At 68.4% G+C, this 21,400-nt stretch carries 20 protein-coding genes and 1 tRNA gene; 11 read left to right on the top strand and 10 right to left on the bottom strand.

What is annotated here, in order from left to right; all coding sequences use genetic code 11:
* Positions 1-36 precede the first annotated feature (36 nt).
* From EV147_RS16535 to EV147_RS16545, 3 genes are read left to right on the top strand one after another with little or no spacing between them, the layout of a single operon-like run.
* Positions 37-1,203: an HlyD family secretion protein gene (locus EV147_RS16535; RefSeq protein WP_130392311.1), complete on the top strand. Its 1,167-nt coding sequence runs from the start codon at positions 37-39 to the stop codon at positions 1,201-1,203.
* Entirely contained in the window at positions 1,196-2,797 is a 1,602-nt protein-coding gene (locus EV147_RS16540; protein WP_130392312.1) for an MDR family MFS transporter, read from the top strand. The genes EV147_RS16535 and EV147_RS16540 overlap by 8 nt, the downstream gene beginning before the upstream one ends.
* 2 nt (positions 2,798-2,799) lie before the next feature.
* On the top strand, positions 2,800-4,245 hold the full coding sequence (locus EV147_RS16545; RefSeq protein ID WP_130392313.1) for an efflux transporter outer membrane subunit: 1,446 nt from the start codon (positions 2,800-2,802) through the stop codon (positions 4,243-4,245).
* A gap of 74 nt (positions 4,246-4,319) precedes the next feature.
* Here the strand turns inward: EV147_RS16545 and EV147_RS16550 are convergent, their stop codons facing one another.
* A complete protein-coding gene (locus EV147_RS16550; protein WP_130392314.1) occupies positions 4,320-5,735 on the bottom strand; it encodes a DUF1254 domain-containing protein in 1,416 nt (471 codons plus the stop codon).
* Positions 5,736-6,126: 391 nt separating this feature from the next.
* On the opposite strand from EV147_RS16550, the gene EV147_RS16555 reads away from it, so the two are divergent.
* Positions 6,127-7,689 (top strand): phospholipase D family protein, encoded by a 1,563-nt coding sequence (locus EV147_RS16555; protein WP_130392527.1) that lies wholly within the window; start codon positions 6,127-6,129, stop codon positions 7,687-7,689.
* On the opposite strand, the gene EV147_RS16560 is transcribed toward EV147_RS16555, so the two are convergent.
* Positions 7,686-8,072 carry a hypothetical protein gene (locus EV147_RS16560; RefSeq protein ID WP_130392315.1) on the bottom strand — a complete coding sequence of 129 codons (387 nt, stop codon included), beginning with the start codon at positions 8,070-8,072 and terminating at the stop codon, positions 7,686-7,688. The two genes, EV147_RS16555 and EV147_RS16560, sit on opposite strands and share 4 nt — an antisense overlap.
* Positions 8,073-8,265: 193 nt before the next feature.
* Between EV147_RS16560 and EV147_RS16565 the strand changes: the two genes are divergently transcribed.
* On the top strand, positions 8,266-8,532 hold the full coding sequence (locus tag EV147_RS16565) for a DUF2917 domain-containing protein (protein ID WP_157994696.1): 267 nt from the start codon (positions 8,266-8,268) through the stop codon (positions 8,530-8,532).
* Here the strand turns inward: EV147_RS16565 and EV147_RS16570 are convergent.
* Positions 8,489-9,430 (bottom strand): LysR substrate-binding domain-containing protein, encoded by a 942-nt coding sequence (locus EV147_RS16570; RefSeq protein ID WP_130392317.1) that lies wholly within the window; start codon positions 9,428-9,430, stop codon positions 8,489-8,491. The two genes, EV147_RS16565 and EV147_RS16570, sit on opposite strands and share 44 nt — an antisense overlap.
* Positions 9,431-9,597: 167 nt before the next feature.
* Here EV147_RS16570 and EV147_RS16575 point away from each other — a divergent pair, with 167 nt between their 5' ends.
* The 4 genes from EV147_RS16575 to EV147_RS16590 all read left to right on the top strand — a co-directional run bounded on the left by EV147_RS16575 (position 9,598) and on the right by EV147_RS16590 (position 13,364).
* Entirely contained in the window at positions 9,598-10,863 is a 1,266-nt protein-coding gene (locus EV147_RS16575) for an MFS transporter (RefSeq protein WP_130392318.1), read from the top strand.
* A 94-nt stretch (positions 10,864-10,957) separates the two neighbouring features.
* A complete protein-coding gene (locus EV147_RS16580; protein ID WP_130392319.1) occupies positions 10,958-11,485 on the top strand; it encodes a hypothetical protein in 528 nt (175 codons plus the stop codon).
* 124 nt (positions 11,486-11,609) lie between these two features.
* Positions 11,610-13,187: a diguanylate cyclase domain-containing protein gene (locus EV147_RS16585; RefSeq protein ID WP_130392320.1), complete on the top strand. Its 1,578-nt coding sequence runs from the start codon at positions 11,610-11,612 to the stop codon at positions 13,185-13,187.
* A gap of 90 nt (positions 13,188-13,277) precedes the next feature.
* A tRNA-Leu gene (locus EV147_RS16590) sits at positions 13,278-13,364 on the top strand.
* Positions 13,365-13,588: 224 nt separating this feature from the next.
* On the opposite strand, the gene EV147_RS16595 is transcribed toward EV147_RS16590, so the two are convergent.
* Positions 13,589-14,149 carry a cytochrome b/b6 domain-containing protein gene (locus EV147_RS16595; RefSeq protein WP_130392321.1) on the bottom strand — a complete coding sequence of 187 codons (561 nt, stop codon included), beginning with the start codon at positions 14,147-14,149 and terminating at the stop codon, positions 13,589-13,591.
* Between the two features lie 3 nt (positions 14,150-14,152).
* Complete coding sequence (locus EV147_RS16600; protein ID WP_130392322.1) at positions 14,153-14,419, bottom strand: PepSY domain-containing protein; 267 nt, start codon at positions 14,417-14,419, stop codon at positions 14,153-14,155.
* 256 nt (positions 14,420-14,675) lie between these two features.
* Here EV147_RS16600 and EV147_RS16605 point away from each other — a divergent pair, with 256 nt between their 5' ends.
* Complete coding sequence (locus EV147_RS16605) at positions 14,676-15,668, top strand: LysR family transcriptional regulator (RefSeq protein ID WP_235844780.1); 993 nt, start codon at positions 14,676-14,678, stop codon at positions 15,666-15,668.
* Positions 15,669-15,685: 17 nt separating this feature from the next.
* Here the strand turns inward: EV147_RS16605 and EV147_RS16610 are convergent, their stop codons facing one another.
* From EV147_RS16610 to EV147_RS16620, 3 genes are all read right to left on the bottom strand, one after another.
* On the bottom strand, positions 15,686-16,192 hold the full coding sequence (locus EV147_RS16610) for a DUF6630 family protein (protein ID WP_130392323.1): 507 nt from the start codon (positions 16,190-16,192) through the stop codon (positions 15,686-15,688).
* Between the two features lie 38 nt (positions 16,193-16,230).
* Positions 16,231-16,926, bottom strand: coding sequence for an ArsR/SmtB family transcription factor (locus EV147_RS16615; RefSeq protein WP_130392324.1), 696 nt, complete (start codon positions 16,924-16,926; stop codon positions 16,231-16,233).
* Between the two features lie 132 nt (positions 16,927-17,058).
* The gene (locus EV147_RS16620; RefSeq protein WP_130392325.1) at positions 17,059-17,967 is read right to left on the bottom strand and encodes a manganese catalase family protein; all 909 of its coding nucleotides are present in this window, start codon (positions 17,965-17,967) and stop codon (positions 17,059-17,061) included.
* 216 nt (positions 17,968-18,183) lie between these two features.
* Between EV147_RS16620 and EV147_RS16625 the strand changes: the two genes are divergently transcribed.
* Positions 18,184-20,286, top strand: a complete 2,103-nt coding sequence (locus tag EV147_RS16625; protein ID WP_157994697.1) for an FUSC family protein — start codon at positions 18,184-18,186, stop codon at positions 20,284-20,286.
* 24 nt (positions 20,287-20,310) lie between these two features.
* On the opposite strand, the gene EV147_RS16630 is transcribed toward EV147_RS16625, so the two are convergent.
* Complete coding sequence (locus EV147_RS16630) at positions 20,311-20,988, bottom strand: type 1 glutamine amidotransferase domain-containing protein (RefSeq protein ID WP_130392327.1); 678 nt, start codon at positions 20,986-20,988, stop codon at positions 20,311-20,313.
* 25 nt (positions 20,989-21,013) lie between these two features.
* Positions 21,014-21,349 carry a hypothetical protein gene (locus EV147_RS16635; protein ID WP_235844781.1) on the bottom strand — a complete coding sequence of 112 codons (336 nt, stop codon included), beginning with the start codon at positions 21,347-21,349 and terminating at the stop codon, positions 21,014-21,016.
* Positions 21,350-21,400 lie beyond the last annotated feature (51 nt).

Here is a 21,400-nt window from a genome sequence, read left to right on the forward strand (position 1 = left end):
TGGAATAATTGCGCGTCACTTTCGCCCCCGAATCCCATGTCCGCCCCCACTTCCGTGGCCTCGGCCACTGCCGCGCCGTCGGCGCCCGCTGCGTCCCCATCTACCCGTACCTCCCGCCGCCGCTCGCTGCTGATCGGCGGCGGCGCCGTGGCCCTGGCCGTGGCGCTGGCCTTTGGCGTGCGCTGGTGGGTGCACGGGCGGTTCATCGAATCGACCGACGACGCTTATATCCAGGCAGACAGCGTGACCGTGGCGCCCAAGGTCAGCGGCTACGTGGCCGAGGTCTATGTGCGAGACAACCAGCAGGTCAAGGCCGGGCAGGAACTGGTGCGGCTCGACAACCGCCAGTACCAGGCGGCCTATGACGAGTCGGCCGCCAATGTGGCGTCGCGCCAGGCCGACGTGGCGCGCGCCGACGCCGACCTGCAGCAGCAGAAGGCCCGGATCGCGCAGGCCGCCGCCGAGGTGGACGGCGCCCGCGCCAACGCGCGCTATGCCGCGTCGCAGGTCGAGCGCTATGCGCCGCTGGTGAGGACCGGCGCCGAAACCGAGGAACGCACCGCCGAACTGCGCAACGCCCAGACCCGTGCCGGCACCACGCTGGCCGCCAACGAGGCCGCGCTGCGCGTGGAGCAGAGCCAGACCGTCACGCTGCAGACCCGCCTGCAACAGGCCCGCGCCCAGCTGGAAGTGGCCGAGGCCAGCGCCCGCAAGGCAAAGCTCGACCTCGAAGACACGGTGGTGCGCGCCACCCAGGCCGGACGCGTGGCCGACAAGGGCGTGCGCGTGGGCCAGTTCGCCCAGCCCGGCACGCGGCTGCTGACCGTGGTGCCGGTGCAGGACCTGTACCTGACCGCCAATTTCAAGGAAACGCAGGTGGGCCGCATGCGGCCCGGCCAGTCGGTGACGCTGCACGTCGATGCGCTGTCCGGCGAGGCGCTGCACGGCGTGGTCGACAGCCTGTCGCCGGGCACCGGCTCCCAGTTCGCACTGCTGCCGGCGCAGAACGCCACCGGCAACTTCACCAAGATCGTGCAGCGCGTGCCCGTGCGCATCCACGTGGATGTGCCGAACGAGGCGCGTCCGGTGCTGGTGCCGGGCCTCTCGGTGGTAGTCGATGTCGATACGCGCGACCTGCATCCGGCCAGCGCCCGGGTGCCCGGCGCCGCGCCGGCCGCCGCCAACGGGGCCGCCCATGGCTGACGCCGGCGCCGCCCGCCTTCCGGCGGCAGCGGCAGCGACGGCACCTCCCGCGAACGCCACGGCGGCCGACTGGATCGCCGTGGCCGCAGGCTCGCTGGGCGCGCTGCTGGCCACGCTCGACATCTCGATCACCAACTCGGCACTGCCGCAAATACAGGGCCAGATCGGCGCGGCCGGCACCGAAGGCACGTGGGTTTCCACCGGCTACCTGATGGCCGAGATCGTGATCATTCCGCTGACGGCCTGGCTCACGCGCGTGTTCGGGCTGCGCCGCTTCCTAATGTGGAACGCGCTGCTGTTCACGGCGTTTTCGATGATGTGCGGCATGGCGCACAGCCTGCCCGAGATGGTCATCGGCCGGATCGGGCAGGGGTTTGCCGGCGGCGCGATGATTCCCACCGCGCAGACCATCGTGCGCACGCGGCTGCCGCGCCACCAGATGCCGATCGGCATGTCGATGTTCGGACTGATCGTGCTGCTCGGTCCGCTGCTGGGCCCCGTGGTGGGCGGCTGGCTGGCCGAGAATATCAACTGGCGCTGGTGCTTCTTCCTGAACCTGCCGATCACCGCGGTACTTGTGCCGCTGCTGTACTTCGGGCTCAAGCCGGAGCGCGCCGATATCGACGCGTTCTTCAAGGCCGACTGGCTCGGCATCGTCGGGCTGGCCATCGGCCTCAGTTCGCTGACCGTGGTGCTGGAGGAAGGGCAGCGCGAGCAGTGGTTCGAGTCCCAGGGCATCGTCTACCTGTCGCTGCTGTCGGCCATCGGACTGTCGATGATGCTGGTCAGCCAGTTCACGGCCCGGCAGCCGATCGTGCGGTTGCGGCTGCTGCTCAACAAGAGCTACGCGAGCGTGATCCTGATCGTGTCGGTGGTCGGGGCCGGGCTCTATGGCGTGTCGTACCTGCTGCCGCAGTTTCTGTCGACCATTGCCGGCTATAACGCCGAGCAGGCCGGCGGCATCATGCTGATCTCGGGCATTCCCGCTTTCCTGCTGATGCCGGTGCTGCCGCGCATCCTCGGCAAGTTCGACAGCCGGTGGCTCGTGATTGCCGGGCTGGTGTGCTTCTTCGGCAGTTGCATGCTCGATATCGGGCTGACCGCCGACAGCGTGGGGCACGATTTCACGGTGTCGCAGGTACTGCGCGGTTTTGGCCAGATCCTGGCGATGATGCCGCTGAACCAGGCGTCGATGGCGGCCGTGGCCGTGCACGAGGCCGGCGACGCGGCCGGGCTCTACAACATGGCGCGCAACCTTGGCGGGTCGATCGGCCTGGCGCTGCTTGGCACGCTGATCGACCGCCGCAACGCGTACCACGACTCGGTGATCCGCGAATCGGTGACCGCCAATAGCGCCATCGGGCAGGATCACATGGCGTCGAGTATCGCCAGCTTCGTGGCCCAGGGTGGCGACTACGCCCACGCCCAGTTGCAGGCCGTGGCCCAGCTCAGCGGCGAGATCGCGCGCCAGGCCGCCGTGATGACGTTTTCGGAAACCTTCTATGCCCTTGGCATCGCGCTGCTGTGCTGCGTGCCGCTGGCCCTGTTGCTCAAGCCGCCCCGTCCGGGCGCGCCCATCTCCGCCGGACATTGACCATGCCTGCCTTCTCTCACGCCAGGTTGCTGGCCCTGGCCGCCACGCTGCTGGCGGCCGGCTGCACCGTCGGCCCTGACTACCGGACTGCGCCCGAGGTGGCGGCCAACGCCATCGGCACGGGCAAATTCCCGCACGCGCCCGCCGTGGCCGATGCCAGCGCCCCGCGTGCGGCCGACTGGTGGCACGCGCTTGGCGATACCCAACTCGACGCGCTGATCGCCGACGCGCTGAAACAGAGTCCCGATATCGACGCCGCCCGCGCCCGTGTGCGGCAGGCGCGAGCCGGATTGAATAGTAATAAAGCCAATCTGCTGCCCAAGGTCGGGCTGGATGCCGCAATGCTGCGCACCCGGTCGCCCGATCTGTCGGCGCTGTCGGGCGAGGGATCGTCGGGTGGTGGACGCGGGCCGATGTCTCTCTATATAGCGGGGTTCGACGCGAGCTGGGAGATCGACCTGTTCGGCGGTACGCGCCGCTCGATCGAGGCAGCTTCCGCCGAGGCCGATGCCGCGTCCGCGCAGTTGGCCGACGCCCACGTGCAACTGGCCGCCGAGGTGGCGCAGGCGTATGTCACGCTGCGCGAGCAGCAGGCGAGCCTGGCCCATCTGCAGGCGTCGGAGAAACTGGAAGCCGACATGCTCGACCTGACCGAGCAGCGCCGGGCGCGCGGCGTGGCGTCGCAACTCGAAGTGGAGCGGCTGTTGACGCAGCTCGACAACACGCGCGCCCAGATGTCGCCGGTGCAGGCCGGCATCGCCGAATCGTTGGATCAGATAGCGTGGCTGACCGGCCGGGCGCCGGGCGCGCTCGATGCGATGCTCTCGACGCCCCAACCGCTGCCCGCCGTGCCCGAGACCGTGGCAGTCGGTGACCCCGCTGCGCTGCTCAAGGCGCGGCCCGACATTCGCGCGGCGGAGCGCCGGCTGGCGTCGAGCACGGCCCAGATTGGCGTGCGCAAGGCTGACTGGTTCCCCAAGCTCTCGCTGCTCGGCTCGCTTGGATTCAGCGCGATGGACCCCGGCCACCTCGCCCGCAAGGACAATGGCACGTGGCTGACGCTGCCGCGCCTGCAGTGGAACATCCTCGATTTCGGCCGGGTGGCGGCCGGCGTGGATAGCGCCGAAGGCGGCCGCGACGAGGCCGAGGCCAACTACCGGGGCACCGTGCTCAAGGCGCTGCGCGATGCCGACGTGGCGCTGTCACGCTACGGCCATCAGCGCGAACACGTGGTGGTGCTGCGCCGCGTGGAAGCCTCGGCCGAGCGGGCCTCGACGCTCCAGCAGCAACGCTACCGCGCCGGCACCGCCAGCATGCTCGAATGGCTCGACGTGGAACGCACGCGCGTGGTGGCGCAACAGGACCGGATCTCGGGCGATGCCAACCTGCTGAAGGACTTTGTCTCGCTGCAGAAAGCGCTCGGGCTTGGGTGGCAGATGGGGTCTTGAAGCGTTTCTTCCCCCCCTTTGGTTTTCACCCCCCTCCCATTTCATGGGCGAGGGGAGCAAGACCGGCAACGGGGCTACTTCGCCGCCTTCACCATCGGCGGCTTCTTCCATTGCCCGTTCACCGCTTCCGGCTTCGGCATATAGAGCCGCAGCACCGCGTAGAACGGGCCATCGGGCGCGGGCAGCCAGTTCTGGTTGCCGCCGGCCGGGGCCGCGTGCCGGAACTGCAGCGTCACGCCGCCGTCGGCGTCGCGCTGCAGGCCCTTCAGCATCCGTGAGTTGATCAGGTAACGGTTGATCGGGTTCTCGACCAGCAACTGCGTGCGGGCGTCATACATCGTGATCGACCAGAACGCGTTGGCCGGCGGCAGCGCGTCCCTGGCGAAGCGCAGCGTGTAGTGCGCGCCCTGGCTGGCGTCGAGGGGCCGGCCGCTCGCGTCGGTGTAGTAGTTGAGGTAGAACGCCTCGTCCGCCGTGTTGCCGTAGATGCCGAACGCGGCCCCGGCGTAGCGGTACATGTAGTTGTTCCGCAACTGCTCGCGCGACCCGAACAACTGCGCGGAGGTTACCTTGCCGCCCCGGATATCGGTGGTCTGGAACGTCTTCAGGTCGGCCTTGGCATCGGCAATGCCCGCCTCCATGGCCTGGCGGATCTCGGGCTTCAGCGTCTTCTCGTCGAACGACTTGCCGGGCCCCACGCCGATGGCCGCCAGCCGCTGCATCAGCGCCGCCTCGCTGGGATGCGCGGGCGCCAGGCCGAGCAGGAAGTCCAGGTAGCGGAACAGCGCCACGCCCTGCGTGGTGTCTGCCTGCGGGCGCGGCCAGGCGATGGCCGGCGGCGCGGCAGGCGGCTTGGTCCGGAGGAAGGCCGACAGCGGCTGGACCGTGTAGCCCTTCTGGATCTCGGCCACGCGCGCCAGGTCGGCGTCGTCGAATAGTTGGGTGCGATACAGCGCGTAGGCGATCTGCGATTCGCTGCGCAGCACGCCATCAATGCCCTTGGGCACCTGGCCCTTCCAGTCCGGCCCGGCCACCATGAAGCGGCCGCCCTTGCTACCGTTCTCGCGCGAACCGAAGTAGCCGAAGATATGGGTGTAGATGTCGAGCAACTGCACCGAATAGTAGCGGTCTGCTTCCACGGCCGGCAGGGTCAGCACCATCGGCTCGGCGCGCAGGTCGAGCCAGGCGAACGAGTAGGGCGTATCGGCGTTTGGCGTGATGATCGCGGTGTCGCGCGGCGAGAACGTGCCGGTGGCGTGGCCAATCGCGTTCAGCGGCGCCTTGAAATTGGCATCGCCGCGGTCCACGGCCTGCGAGTACAGCGTGGTGTACGACGCCACCGCCGGGTAGCCGTAGATATAGGCCTCGCGAGCCAGCGCACGGGCCTGCTCAGGGGTGGCGATTACGTCACTGGCGGCGTGGCTGGGCTGGATCAGCGCGGCCATGCCAGCCGCTGCCAGCAGCCAGAGCCGGGTGTTCTTCCACAACATTGTCATCTCCTTCGTCATACCTGTCTTCCAAGACCGAAACGGTTGCGCCGCAACATGGCGCGAACCGATTCTGGACCGGTCCGGCGATTCGGTTTTTGATCTGTGGCCCATTTGCGTGAAACGCGGTGCAGGAGAAACGCCGACAACGGAACCGGACGGCACCTGCTGTGCCACGCCCCGGCGGCCCGGCAAACTGCCCAGTGGCAGGATTGCCGTGGGCTGCGGCCCACGCGGCCTGCAGGGCTGCATACACTGATTCACCGGGGAAACGAACGTCTGGGAGACGATCATGGCGAGGATGCTGAGCGGATGGGGACGCGCCGGGGCGCCGTCCGGACTTCCGCGCGCGCCCCGCAACCCGCTGTGGCGGCGCGGCGTGCAGGGCCTGGCGATGCTGCTGTGCGTCACGATGTGGTGCGGCCTGCTGGCCGGCTGCGCGAGCCTGCCCGCCAACGCCGGCCGCACGCCGAGCCAGGCCGTCGCCGATACATCCGACACCACGCTGGCGCGCGCCCTGCTGCCGCGGCTGGCCAAGTATCCGGGACAGTCGATCTTCTACCCGCTTGGCGCCGGGCCGGACGCGCTGACCGCGCGCATCGCGCTGGCGCGCGCCGCGCAGAAGACGCTGGACATGCAGTACTACATCTATGACGTCGATACTACCGGCAGCGTCCTGCTGGCCGAGGTCATCGACGCAGCGGACCGGGGCGTGCGGGTACGCATCCTGATGGACGACATCCATACGGCCAAGCAGGACAAGACCTGGGCCGCGCTCGACTCGCATCCGAACATCGAGGTACGGCTGTTCAACCCGTTCGCCAACCGCAAGGTGCGCTGGGCCGAGATGGTGTACGACTTCGGCCGGATCAATCGCCGCATGCACAACAAGCAGATGACGATCGACAACCTCGTGACGATCGTGGGCGGGCGCAATATCGGTGACGCGTACTTCTCGGCCAAGCCCGACATGAGCTTCAGCGACCTCGACGTGATGGTGGGCGGCCCCGCCGTTCCTGCCGCCAGCAAGGTGTTCGACGAATACTGGAACAGCCAGAACGCCTACCCGGTCAGCACGCTGCTCAAGGAGAGCCAGGACGCCGCGCCGGGCGAACTCAAGGCGTTCCGCAAGCAGATCGAGGCCAAGGGCGACATGGCCAAGGCCAGCCCGCTGGTGCAGGAACTGGTGGATGCCGGCCTGGCGCGCGGCATCGAGATGGGCCACCTGCCCGGCTACATTGGCGGCGCGCGCGTGATCTCGGACAAGGCCGACAAGATCGAGGACCATCCCGACGACCCCTCCACCCACGCCATCCCCCAGCTACGCGCGATGATGGAAAAGGCCGAGCGCGAACTGGTGCTGGTCTCGCCGTACTTCGTCCCCGACGAGGAGAACCGCCAGTGGCTTGCCGGCATCGCCAAACGGGGGGTCATCGTCAAGGTGCTGACCAACTCGTTCGCCGCCACTGACGTGGCGGCCGTGCACGCGGGCTATGCGCCAACCCGCGAGCCGATGCTGCGGGCCGGTGTGGAACTCTACGAGTTGAAGCCCACGGCCGCCAACGCCGATCTGGCGAAGAGCCGCACGCGCAAGAGCCGGATGTTCGCGTCGAGCCGCGCCAGCCTGCACGCCAAGGCTTACGTGGTGGACCGCCACCTGCTGTTCATCGGCTCGCTGAACCTCGATCCGCGCTCGATCAAGCTCAATACCGAGATGGGCGTGGTACTCGACAGCGTGCCGATGGCCACGCGCCTGGTGGAGGACATGGAAAAGAACCTGATGCAGATTGCCTGGCGGGTGCAGTTGAAGAAAGACGACAGCGGCAAGGAATCGCTGACCTGGACCACGATCGAGGACGGCAAGGAAGTGGTGCTCACCAGCGAGCCCGATATGAGCATCTGGCAGCACATGGGGATTGGCGTGCTGCGGATGCTGCCGGTAGAAGACCAGCTCTAGTCCGCGGCCGCGCCCGCTTGCCGCAGCGTCAGCAGGTATTCCTGCAGCCGCGTCAGCTCCGTGGCCACGCCGGCCGGAAACCCCTGCCGGCCCCCGCGCCGGTCGATCAGCAGTTCGGACAGCAGCGCGGACACCGCCGCCCCGTTGCCGAGCGCGGCCATCTGGTTGGCGATGCGCGGGTAGGCATGGAACAGTTCGAGCGGCCGCACCTCGCGCGGCAGGTAGGCCAGCCACTTCAGCGCGGCCGGGCTCAGCGCCAGCCTGGCGGCGTCGGGCGGCTCGCGCAGCGCGCTCCAATCTACCTGGGCCGAGGCGGGCGGCTCGCCATCGAGGACCTTTTTGGCCTCTTCCACACTCACGAATTCGAACGACAGGGGATCCATGGCAAGTCTCGGTTGCAGGGGCGGCCGTGGGGGTCAGATTGCGCGCCGACGCCGATATTAACGGACGCCCTGAGCCAATCCTGAGGATTATTTTCCACGGCACCGTGCGCGAATCTCATGGGCGGCCGCGCCATTGCTCATGGCAGCGGGGCCACCGGCAGGCCAGACTGCAAACGTGGAAACGGAGCCTGCCATGACCTGGAACCTGCTGATCGAATCGGACTGCATCCCCGTGGCGCTGCGCGCCGGGGCGCGTATCACCTGCCGCGCGGGGAGCCTGTGGGTGACCGTGGAGCACGCGCAGGCGCGACGCTCCGAGGACATCGTGCTGCTGGCCGGGCAAAGCCACCCCGTGAGCGAGAGCACCACGTACTTCCTCAGTGCGCTGCGCGGCGCCGGGGCGGCGCAATGCCAGATCAGCGGCCCCCTGGAGGGCCGGCTGGCGCTGCGCCTGGCCTGACCCGGGCCGCCTCCTCGCGAATCCAGGCGGCCACGTGCCGCACATCGTCGCGTGGCTGTTCGGTGGCATGGATCAGCCAATAGGCATTGGGGCTCGGCATGGCGGCGCCGGCCGTGGTCAGCACGTGCAGTTGGCCGCCCGCCAGCAGGGGCTCGATCAGTTCGAGCCGCCCCAGCGCCACGCCCTGGCCGGCCAGCGCCGCGTGGATGACCTGATCGTACTGGTTGAAGCGCAGGATGCCGCGCCGCGCGGCCTGCCGGTAGCCGTGGGCGCTGAGCCAGTTGCGCCAGCCCAGCCAGGGGCGCGGATCGTCCAGTTCGAGCAGCGGCAGCCCGGCCAGCGCCTCGGCCGACGCCACCGCCTGCGCGCCCAGCGACGGATTGGCGACCGGCGCGATGGTTTCGTCGAACAGCCGCTCGGCGTGCGGCGGGGCGGCCGAGGCCGGGCAGTAGCGGATGGCCAGGTCGATGCCGTCGGCGCGCAGGTCGCTGATCGCGTTGCTGGCCGAGAGCCGCACGTCGAGCCGCGGAAACTGGCGCTGCAGGCTGCCCAGCCTCGGCAGCAGCCACAGGCCCGCCACGCCGATGCTGGCCGTCACGGTGACGGGCCGGCGCCCGTCGCGCTTGCGGATCTCGCCGGCCACGTCCTGCAACTGCTGCACGGCGCCATCGGCGCTGCGAAACAGCCGCTCGCCCTCGGGCGTGAAGGCGACCCCGCGATGCTGGCGCACGAACAGGCGCACCCGCAGATGATCTTCGAGCGCGCGGATCTGGCGGCTGACCGCCGATTGCGTCAGGCACAGGTCGTCGGCGGCCTGCGTGATGCTCATGCGGCGCCCCACGGCGACAAAGCCCTTCAGCAGGTCGAGCGGAAACAGTTGGGCGAGCGGCACGGTCATGGGGATGCGGGGTGGAGCGTGGCAGGACGAGGCGTTCATTACAGCACGGAACCGGGCGGCCAGCCATGCGCAGCGGGAATGTCAGAAGGCTCCAAATGTCGGTTGAGCAAGGCACCCCGATCACCTGAAATAGTCCCATCCCGACTCTTCCCCCCGGAGCGCCCGCCATGTCCGTCGAGACTGTCAGCCCCCCTTCCGTCGCCGCCGCCGCGCCATGGTGGCGCGCTACCGCATTCCTGCTGCTGGCCGCCGGCCTGATGCTGGGCCTGGCGCTGGGCGTGCGCCATGTGCAGGGGCTGTTCCTGCTGCCGATTGCCGCCGAGCGTGGCTGGACGCGCGACACGGTGGCCTTCGCCATGGCCGTGCAGAACCTGATCTGGGGCATCGCCCAGCCGTTCATGGGGATGGTGGCCGACCGGCTGGGCTCGTGGAAGGCGATGCTGGCCGGCGTGGTGCTATACGCGGCGGGGCTGGCCGGCATGGCGCTGGCGTCGTCGCACCTCGGCTTCGTGGCGATGGCCGGGGTCTGCATCGGCATCGCCCAGTCAGGCACCACGTTCGGCGTGGTCTATGGCGCGCTCAGCCGCATGGTGCCGCCGGCGCAACGCAGCCGGATCCTGGGGATGGCCGGTGCGCTGGGCGGTGTCGGCCAGTTCCTGATGGTGCCGGCCGCGCAGGCGCTGCTCTCGGGCGTGGGCTGGCAACAGGCGCTGCTGGTGTTCGCGGCGGCCATGGCGGTGCTGCTGCCGTTTGCGCTGCCGTTCCGCGACCTGGCCCCGGCAGGGGCGGGCGGGACAGTGGCGGCCGCCGACGGCCAGCCGCTCGGTGCCGCCATCCGCGAGGCGTTCGCCCATCGGGGCTTCTGGCTGCTGAACTTCGGCTTCCTGGCGTGCGGCTTCCAACTGGCGTTCATCGCCAACCACCTGCCGGCCTATCTGCGCGACAAGGGCCTGGCGCCCCGGGACGCGATGGTGGCGCTGGCCGTGATCGCGCTGGCCAACATTGCCGGCACCTACGTGTTTGGCTGGCTCGGCGGGCGGCATCCGCGCAAGTACCTGCTGGCCGGCATCTACCTGGCGCGCACCTCGGCCATGGCGCTGTTCGTGCTGCTGCCGCTGGGCGCGCCCACGCTGTACGGGTTTGCCGCCGTGATGGGCTTCCTGTGGCTCGGCACGGTGCCGCTGACCAGCGGCATCGTCTCGCAGGTGTTTGGCGTGCGGTACATCACCACGCTGTTCGGCTTCGTGTTCTTCGGCCATCAGCTCGGCTCGTTCCTGGGCGTCTGGCTGGGCGGGCTGGTATTCGAACTGACACGTTCCTATGATCCGGTGTGGATGGGTGCGATGGCGCTGGGCGTGGTGGCCGCGGCGCTGCACTGGCCCATCGACGACCGCGAAGTCGTGCGCGGCCCGTGGCGGGCGGCGCGCGGCTGAGGCGGGCCGCCGGCTGGCAGGGTGCCGCGAGTGGTGTAAGCTCCCCGCGAAGGCGTCGCGCCCGCGCGGCGCGAACCATTACGGAGGCCCAGCCATGTCAATCCGCTTTCCCACCTGGATACCCACCTGGACCGGCGCCGTCGCCCTTGCCCTCGCACTCGGCGGCTGCGCCTCGCTGCTGCCCGAGGACACCGCCCGCAAGCTGATGGGCAGTCCGCAGGCCACGGTGCGCGACACGTTCGGCGCCCCCACCGAGACCTACCAGCTTGCCGATGGCACGCAGCGCTGGATCTACTCGAAGCAGCCCTATGGCTTCGAGGTCTACGCGGCCGATTTCGACGCCAGCGGCCGGCTCACCAACTACCGCCAGATGCTGACCGAGAGCGAGATCTACACCGCCCGGCCCGGCGTCTGGACCAAGCAGGACGTGCTGCAGCGCTGGGGCGCGCCGCGCGAACCGATCCAGTATTACTCGCTGATGAAGCGCGAGGCGTGGTCGTACCGGATGTACCTGCCCGGCTACGTGCCGGCGCATTTCAGCATCTATTTCGACGATAACGGCGTGCTCGACCGCACCATGATCATCCAGGACATGCGCGGCGCCGACCGCAGCCGGCGCTGACACGCCGCGCCCGCGCCGGGGCCTTCGCCACGGGGGCCTATAATGGGTCGCCCTGCCAGGCCGCCGTCCGCGCATCTGCGCCAGGAGGCCGGGCGCGCCTGCATCCGTCCCGGCCTTCTTCGTCATGCCCTCGTATCCTCTCGTCCTTTGCCTGACCATTGCAGTCGTCTGCAGTGTGGGCATGGCCATCGCCGCGTGGCCGCGGCGCGACGATCCCACCGTCCGGGCCTTCCTGGTGCTCGCGGGCGGCGTGGCCATCTGGAGCGGCGGCCGGCTGCTGGAGATCAGCGAGACCGGGCTCGAAGGGCGCATCTTCTGGGCCAAGTTCCAGTACGCGGGTATCGTGGCCGTGCCGATCGGCTGGCTCGTGGCGATGATCCACCTGAGCCGCCCGCGCTTCGTGGTGCCGTGGTCGGCGCTCTCGGTGCCCGTGTTCGCGGCGGTGGCCACGCTGGTGCTGGTCTTCACCAACGAGCGGCACCACCTGATCTGGACCTCGATCGAACTGATGCCGCCCGGCGTCTCGCCCGGTGCGGTGTTCCATCACGGCGTGGGCTACACGGCCGTGGCGGCGTGGACCTACGCGCTGCTGGCGCTGAGCATGTACTTCCTGGCCACCGCGCAGGTGCCCAACGCCGCGTTGTCGGCGCGCGGGCGCGCGGTGCTGATGGGCGGCCTGTTCCTGCCGCTGCTGACGCATATTGCCTACCTGTACCGCTGGACCGGCCCGCTGGGCGGCGATCTCACGCCCGCCACGTTCTCGCTGATGACCGTGCTGGTCTGGTTCTGCGCGCTGCGCACGCATCTGGAGGACATCGGCCATTACGCCCGGCTGCGCGTGTTCGACACCATCCGCGAGGGCTGCGTGATCATCGGCGCCGAGGGGCGCGTGGTGGAGTTCAACCCGGCCGCGATCCGGCTGCTGCCGGACCTGCGCCGGGGCCAGTTGCCCCCGCCCCAATGGAACGCGGCGCTGGATGCCCCCGGCGCGACGCCGCACTACATTCCCGACGGCGCCCAGTACGAGCTTGCCGTGGAGCCGGTCAGCCGCATGGACGGCAAGCCGATCGGGCTGCTGGTCTTCCTGCGCGACGTGAGCCGCTACCAGTCGCGCGAGCTGGCGCTGACCGCCCAGCTTGGCGAGACGGCGCAGCAACTCTCGCGGGTGCAGGCCGACCTCGACATCGACGCGCTGACCGGCATCCCGAACCGGCGCTATTTCCAGCGCGAGTCGCAGGCGGCGGTCACGCGGGCCCATGAACGCGGCGAGGAACTGGGCCTGCTGATCCTCGACGTGGACCTGTTCAAGCAGTTCAACGACCTGTACGGCCACCCCGTGGGCGACGAATGCCTGCGCCAGGTGGCAGGCGCGCTGCGTGCGGTGTTGCGCGGGCCCCAGTTCTGCGCCCGGCTGGGCGGCGAGGAATTCGCCGTGGTGCTGCCCGATTCGAGCATGGAGCAGACACGCGGCATCGCCCGCGAGATGGTGGCGGCGGTGCGCGACCTGGCCATCGTGCACAACGGCACGCCGGTGCAGCCCTACGTGACGATCAGCGTCGGCGCGGTCTGCGCGCTGCCCGAGGCGCCCCGGCTGGAACCGCTGCTGCACCGGGCCGACAGTGCGATGTACCGCGCCAAACGCGCCGGCCGCAACCGCTACGTGCTCGACGGCAGCCTGTACCTCGGCGTGCAGAACAGTTGATTGCAACAATCGTGTGAAAAGGGCTTGCAAATTGCCAAGGCTTCTGTAGAATTCGCGGCTCGCGTCGCAGCAGCAATGCAGCGAAACGAAGCCCAGATGGCGGAATTGGTAGACGCACTAGGTTCAGGTCCTAGCGGTGGCAACACTGTGGAGGTTCGAGTCCTCTTCTGGGCACCAATTCGAAGGCCCCGCTCGCAAGAGCGGGGCCTTTTCATTTGTACGCCCAGAAAGGGCAGTCCCTGCGGACTGCCCGGGGGACTCGAACGGATTGCGCTTGCCAGCGCAATCCCGGGGTCGCGCATGGGTGACCGAGTCCTCTTCTGGGCACCAATTCGAAGGCCCCGCTCGCAAGAGCGGGGCCTTTTCATTTGTACGCCGAGAAAGGGGATGCGCTGGCCCTGTCAAACGCCGTCGCGCCCCCGTCTGCGCTTCCGCCCGCTGACCATCGCCCCCACCAGGTTCTCCCGCAGCTTGACGCTCATCACAACGGCTGCGATCACATGCACGATGACCAGCCCGAGCAGCGTGTTGGACATCCAGCGGTGGATGTCGATGGGCCAGTCCTCACCCCAGAACGGGTCGAGCCGCGACATCCAGCCGGTCACGGCCAGCCCCAGGATCAGCGCCCACATCGCCAGCATCATCACGGCGCCGAGCGGCGTGTGGCTGAGGTGGCGCGGCGCGCGTCCCCGCAGCAGCGTGCGGGCGTACAGCAGCACGCCGGCCGGGCGCGGCAACCATGCGCCGAACCGCGCGTGCTCGGTGCCGATGAATCCCCAGAGAATCCGGAACAGCACGAGCCCGGCGGCCACATAGCCCACCACCCGGTGCACCCGGTCACCCGAATCGTCGACGATGTCGTAGCAGACCATGGCCGCCACGCTCCAGTGCGTGAGGCGGACGGCCAGGTCCCAGACCAGCGTCGAGTCGGACGCCTCGACCCGGTCAGCGGGCGTGGCCACGGCTTACTTCTCGATTTCCGACTTGACGATGTCCAGCGTCTTGGTATCGAAGTAGATCTCGGCCTTCTTGCCGTCCTTGGTGGTGCCGTAGATCTCGTAGCAATTGCCGTCGACCTTGAACTTCTTGATGTTGTAGCCCTGCGCGGCGATCTTCGCCTTGGCGTCGGCTTCCGGCATCCATTCGGACTTCGGATGTTTGTCGCAATTGGCCCCTGCGAAGGCGGCGGTCGAGAACAGGCTGGCAATGGCGAAGGCGGCAACGCGGTACATGGGGCTCTCCTTCCAGAAATACCCTTTCGGGTGATGTTAGGCATCGTAGGACGCGTGATGCCTTATTTCCCATGATCGATTCCCCCGATGCCTCGGGCGGGTCGGAAGCGCCACTTCGTATCGGGGATGTCACCCGTTTGTCATGCTCTTGTAATGTCCCTACGTTGAGCGTGGACTTCAGCATTGTTCGTAGTGTGGGACAATCGCCCGCCGGGTACGGGTTTTCCCGGAGAAGATTTCGAAAAAAGGGTGTCAGATGAAGACGATCGACTGGAAGGACTGGGAAATCTTCTGCCGCGTGGTGGAAGGCGGCGGCTTCACGCAGGGGGCGGAGCTGGCGGAAGTCCCGAAGTCGTCGGCCAGCGCCGCCGTGGCGCGGCTCGAAGGGCAGTTGGGCGCACGTCTGTTCGAGCGCACCACGCGCCGCGTGCGCGTGACGCAGCGCGGCCAGCAACTTTATGAACGTGTGGCGCCGCTGTTCGGCGCGCTGCGCGAGGTCAGCGCCGAGGCCGCTTCGTTCAGCGACGAGGTGGGCGGCACGATCAAGATCGCCACGCCCTACGAGGTGGGCTCACAGCATCTGTCGCCCACGCTGAATCGTCTGCTCAAGCAGCATCCGTCCCTGCGCGTGCAGCTCGATGTCAGCTGGGACCAGCCCGACCTGATCCGCCATGGCTACGACCTGGCCTTCGTGATGACGGACACTAACCTGAGCGACAGCTCGTTCGCCAGCAAGCGCGTGGTGCTGATCGAGCGCGCATTCTATGCCGCGCCGTCGCTGATCCGCGAACGCGGCCTGCCGCGTACACCGCAGGACCTGCAGGGCTGGCCGACGGTCGGCAATCTCGACGACACGCACTGGGAGTTCCTGCGCGACCGCGTGGAGACGTTTTCGATGGATGTGGAGCCGCGCATCTGCACCCACAATGCCGAGGTGCGGCTCAAGGCGGCGGTGGACGGCCTGGGCGTGACGCGCCTCTCGCCGCGCTTCGTTCACGAGCAACTGCTCCAGGGGCAACTGGTGCGCGTGCTGCCCGGCTACGCGTCGTCGCCGTTGAAGGTCTACGTGCTGATGCCGGCGCGCAAGCTGATGCCGGCCAGCGTCCGGGCGTTCCTCAACGCGCTGGAAGAGACGCTGGGCGTGCCGGAATCGGCCCGCCACCCGGGCTTGCGCCCCGCCGGCGCCGGCGCGGAACCGGCCCTGCTGGCCGACGCCGATGCCGAGCCGGCCGTGCTCACGCTCAACTAGCGCCGGCGCGCCGGGCTTCAGTAAGGCTGGTCGCCGGAGCGCACGTCCAGCGCGAGGGTTTCGGCGATTTCGAGCAGCTCGTCGTCGTCCTCGCTGCGCGTGATCCAGCCTGCGTAGGCGTCGCCGCCGGTGTCCCAGTTCCATAGCGTGTAGCCGGCCACGCGCAGCTGGTCCGTGACTTTCTCCATCAGCTCGGGCACGCTGGTCCCCTCGACGAAATCCTCGTCCTCGGTATCGTCGGTGCCCCAGTCGAGCTCGATGTCGATGCGCTCGCAGAGCTGGTTCAGGCAGCCGATGAACGACTCCACATCCTTCCAGTCGACATAGAAGCCGGCTTCCCAGTCGATGACCTCCTTGATCTGGTAGAGCAGGGCGTCGCCGTCGGCCTCGTCTTCCTCGGCATCCTCCAGCGCTTCCTCGAACAAGGCGAGGTGGCGGCTGGTCTGCTGCGTATCGCCGAGATTGATCAGCGCGAACAGGCGGCTTACTGCGTCCTGCGCGTCGTCTTCCAGTTCAATTGCCATGGGCTTTCTCCTTCGTGGCGCGTGTTTCGGATGCCATTTTATGCTGACATCGCCACTTTTTCGATCTCACGTTGTCCGTGCGGCGTGACCCTCAGCGCGCGTGAGGTGGACGTAGGCTCCATCCACCCGCGTGTCAGCATGGCGTCGAGCAGCGCCGCCCCGAGCGCGCCGCCCAGATGCGGCTTGCGCTCGCTCCAGTCCGGGCAAGTGCACGCAAACTGCCGCCGCTTGCGCCGCGCCGCGTCGAGGTCGATGCCAAGCTGTGCCATCGCCTGCGCGCCATCGGGCGTCAGGTCCACGTGCGAACCGGCCACGGCAAACCACCCCGCCTGCGACATTCGTTCGAAAAGCCCCACGGCAAGTTCCCCGGCCAGATGGTCGTAACAGGTGCGCGCCTGCCGCAGAGCGGGCGGCGCGGTGCGCGACACCGGCACAGCCCGCATCCGCGGCGGCTGGCTGGCCAGCGACGCCGTGGCCAGCGCCTCGATCGCCACCCCGATCTCCGGCGCGGCCAGCCGGTAGTACCGGTTACGCCCGCGAGTCTCCACCGCCAGCAGACCCCCCTCCGACAACCGCGCCAGATGGCCACTCGTGGACGACGCCGACAGCCCGGCAATCAGCGCCAACTCCCCCGCCGGCCGCGCACTGCCATCCATCAAGGCCCACAACATGGCCGCCCGACCGGGGTCGGAAAGCAGTCCGGCTAGTTGGCTGATGCCTGGCGCGAATTCCATGGTTCATTGGAGGGTGAAGTGTGGGAGGAGTATAGACCGGGCGGCGGCGGGGGTGACACCCGAACGCCGCGCCAAAGTGGAACCGCCCTCAAAGGGGCGGTTCCACCGTGGCGAAGATAGACTGCAGTCTGTTCACGCCTTGTCGGCAACCGGTGTGCCCACCCCGTCCGGATCGTTTTCGGCGCTGCCCAGGTCGACGCCGGTCACGGGATCACTCTCGACATCGGATTGCCCGCGCAATGCGAAGGCCTCGACGGTTTCTTCCTGCTCGGCGGGCAACGTCACGGTGGCGGTGCCGTCCCCACCGTCAACAGCGGGGGGCGGATCTTCAACGAAAGCGAACGTGGTGTCGGCATTCCAGGGCCCGCGCAATGCCTCCTCGCCCTGCGACATCTTGAAGTACACGCTTGCAAATTTGGGATCCACCGGTGCCTTTCCGGGAGGGAAGTTGGGGTTGATGGAGTACAGCGCCTTCTCGAACGACTTCTGGTGCGACACCTCGCGCGTCATCAGGAAGCCCAGGGCCTCGCGCACGTCCGGATCATCTGTCACGTTCATCAGGCGCTCGTAGACGATCTTGGCGCGCGCCTCGGCCGCGATGTTGGAGCGCAGATCGGCAGTCGGCTCGCCGATGGAATCGACATAGGCCGCCGTCCACGGTACGCCAGCGGAGTTCACGAGTGCCGGACCGCCTCCGTACAGGATCTGCGTCACGTGGCTGTCGTTCCCGGCGCCCTGCAGCGAACGATAGAGATCCGCTTCTGCCTGGACGCCCTCGGCCAGGTCGCCCTTGGCGCCGCGATTGAGCATGGCGATCAATGACCCGATCACTTCAAGGTGGCTGAGTTCTTCCGTGGCGATGTCGAGCAGCATGTCCTTGCGGCCGGGATCTTCCTCCGCGATTGCCTGAGTGAAGTATCGGCACGCTGCCGCAAGCTCGCCTTGCGGTCCACCAAATTGTTCGAGCAGCAGGTTGGCGAGACCTGGATTCGGCGCAGCCACCCGCACCGTGTATTGCAGACGCTTGTTGTGGACGAACATGACTTACCCTCCGGAAATTGGATAGTGGATATGTCCTTGGGGACATCGGCGGGGTTTGCAATCGCCATGCCACGTGATGCGAACAGGAGCGTCGCGCGGTGCACGCCTGCCATAGGCGCGGGAACGCAGCAAAGCTGCAAAGCCTCCTCGCGCGAATTGCAAATGCGCGGCCAGGGCCAGCCGGTGTTCACGCGTTCCGCTCGCGCCGGGACGGGGATGACAACGTCGCCAGATGCACTAGGCTTCAATCCACTCACCGAAGTGGAGCGTGCCATGCGCCTGATGGGCAAGCTGGTATCCCTGGTCAACCGGCGGGCGCTGCGGGCCGAAGGGCATGTGTTCGCGGTCACGCCGGAGCGCATTGCCATTGCCGAAGGCCTTCAGGCGCTGGTGGCGATGGCGCCGATGCTGTGCGCGGCCGTGCTGCTGGGCCGCCCCGAGATGGCGTTCGGTGCCGTGGCGGCCTTCTGGACATGCCTGTCCGATCCACAGGGTCCGACAGCCGGTCGCCTCAGGGCGATGGGCCTGTTCATCGCACTCGGCGTGGTCGTCCTGCCGATCGCCGCGTATGCCGCGCATTTTGGATTCGTGCCGAGCGTAGCGGCGCTGCTCGTTCTGGTGTTTCTCTGCGGCCTGACACGCTCCTACGGACCCGTGCTCGGCCCGATGCCGGCACAGGCGGGGCTGATCGCCTCGCTGGCGGTCGTCATCGGCATGGCATCGCCGGCGCCGCTGCCGGGTGCGCTGCTGCAGGCCGGGTATTTTCTGCTCGGTTCGCTGTGGACCGTGCTGTTCTGCGTGGTCCTGTGGCCCGTGCCGTTCTCGCAAGGCGCCTGCCTGACGCTGGCGTCGGTGTTCGGCAGGCTGGCCGACATGGCCGGTGTCCTCCGGGATCTCGATCCTCGCCCCGGCCATGACGAACCGGGATGGCTTGACTTCGATACGGTCTACCGGCGCGGCGTGCGCCTGTCGATCGAGCGCGGCAGGGCGCTCGCGGCGCATGACCTGCGGACGGGGGCCATCCTCGGCCCGGGCGTTGATGCTGCCGGCAGGGTGCTTTCGGCGCTGATCGCCATCGGGCATTTCCGCCGGCAGTCCGGCGTGGCAATCGATCCGGCAGCGCAGTCGTTGCTCGACGCGTTGCAGCGGCTGCTGAGCGATGTGGCCGTGCAGGCGGAAGGCGGGTCACCCTTTGCGCCGGCGCTGGCCGTGCAGGTGGAGACGCTGCGGCAGCGCCTGGGCAGGCGTAACGATACGATGGCGCGCGCCGTGTCGTTCGCGGCAACGGCCGTCGGCCGCGTGGCGCGGCGGGAGCCGCGGCCAGCGCCGGCCGTTCCGCCTGCGGGGCCCCGGTTGTGGTTCTTTGGTGCTGACCCGATGGTGCGGCGCCACGCGCTCCGGGTTGCGGTGGCGTGCGGGCTCGCCTATGTGCTTGGCACGCTGCTCAGCGTCACCTTCGCCTACTGGGCGGCGATAGCCGCGATCGTGGTGACCCAGCCGCTTTCCGCCAACACGTGGCTGCGCATCGTGGAGCGCGCGCTCGGGACGATGGTGGGTGGCACGATGGCGGCGGTGCTGCTCGCATTGCTGTCCACGCCGGGCGCCATGGTCATGGCCATCCTGCCGCTGGCCGCCATCACCGTGTCGCTGCGGCTCGTGAATTATGGGCTGTTCGTGATCTTCCTGACGCCGATGTTCATGCTGCTGACCGACTTCATCCGACCGACCGGCGGATTGATCGTGGCGCGCCTGGCGAACGAGTTGCTCGGCGCCCTGGTTGGGGTTGCCGCAAGTTTCCTGTTCTGGCCCGAGAAGGAACGGGACGCGCTGCACGCCGCCATCCGCACCGCGATCTCGGCCAACATGGCATTCGCGTCGGCCGTCCTGCGCCTGAATTGCGATGACACCGAGACGCTCGACCAGATCCAGCGCGACGCCGGGCTCGCCAGCGTCCGGCTGGAAGTGGCGCGTGAGCGGATGTTGCTGGAGGGCTACTGGCGGTCGGACCAGCTCGGGCGGTTGCAGCCGGTCCTCGTCGCGCTGCGCTCGGTCTGCGGCGCGGCGGCCGTGGTCGAGGTGCTGCGCAGCGGCATGCCGGGCGAGGCCGACCGTCAGCGCGCGGCGCAATACGACGCGTTGACCGCCAGCCTGCTGGCGATGCTCGATGCCGGCGAGGTGGCGAGGCAGCCGGTCGAGGCCGCGTCACTGCCGGCCGGCGCATCGGCAGACGAACTCGACCTCGCGCTCCGGCACCTGACGGCGACGATGGCGACGTTTACTGCCGCCGCGGCGCCGGCCCGGCGGCGCAGCCTTGCCTGAACGCGTGTCGCGCCGACGCTGCCGTCAGCCTGCCTCCCGGAGTGCCGCCACGATCGCCTTGCCGACCGCCGCACCCGAGGCCGGATTCTGCCCAGTGATCAACCGGCCGTCGACCACGAGCTTCTCCTGCCATGGGGGCGCCGACGAGAAATCGGCGCCTTCCTCGCGCAGCGCATCCTCAAGCATGAACGGAACATCTTCCCTGGCGTAGCCGTTCTCCTCGTCGTTCGAGAATCCGGTCATGCGCTTGCCCCTGACCAGTGGCGCGCCGTCATCGAGCCTGACCCCCACGAGTGCCACGGGGCCATGGCAGACCGCGGCCACGATCTTGCCGCCGTTCCATGCCCGCAGCACCGCCTGCTTCACGTCGGGATCCTTCGCGATATCGACCATCGGCCCGAGGCCGCCGGGAAAGAAGATCGCGTCATAGTCGAGCACGTCGACCTCCGACAGCTTGCGGCTGTGCGCCATCCGGCGGATCGCCACGCTCTTGCTGAAGGCCACCTGCGTCGGATCTTTCTCGTCGTAGCCGTCGAACGGCGGATTGCCGCCCTTGGGCGATGCGTACTCGATGGCGATGCCGGCCTCGTCGAGCACCTCGTACGGATGCGCGACCTCGGGATAGAAGTAGCCGGTGCGTCGCTTGTTCGGCCCGATCTCGGCGGCATTGGTCAGAATGAACAGCACGTGCTTCACGGTCATCGTGGGCTCCCCTGATGGTCGGTGGCTAAGGCTTGCGGGCCCCGTCCGTGTACGGATCGCGCGGTTCGGTGCGGCCGCCGTCGAAGTACGGATTGCGTGGACGGTTCACCCGGCCGCCCTCGGCGTTCTGCGGCGGCGCCAGGTCGGTCCGGGTGGTCGACTGCCGCGCGCCATCGGTGTACGAGTCGAACTTGCCTGACTTCGCGCCGTCCGTATAAGGATCGCGTGCGCCGCTCCGGGCGCCCTGGGTGTAGGGATCGCGCTGGCCAGGCTGCACCTTCTGGTCCTGTGCCTGCGCCGCCGGCACCAGCAGCCAGCACCCCAGGCCCGCGAACAGCCAATGTTTCAGACGGTACGTCATGACTTCCTCCTGCGGTTGCGAGACGCACGGGCGAACCGTGCGCGAGTGTGC

Origin of the sequence: Cupriavidus agavae (assembly GCF_004217045.1) — a bacterium.
Classification (GTDB): domain Bacteria; phylum Pseudomonadota; class Gammaproteobacteria; order Burkholderiales; family Burkholderiaceae; genus Cupriavidus; species Cupriavidus agavae.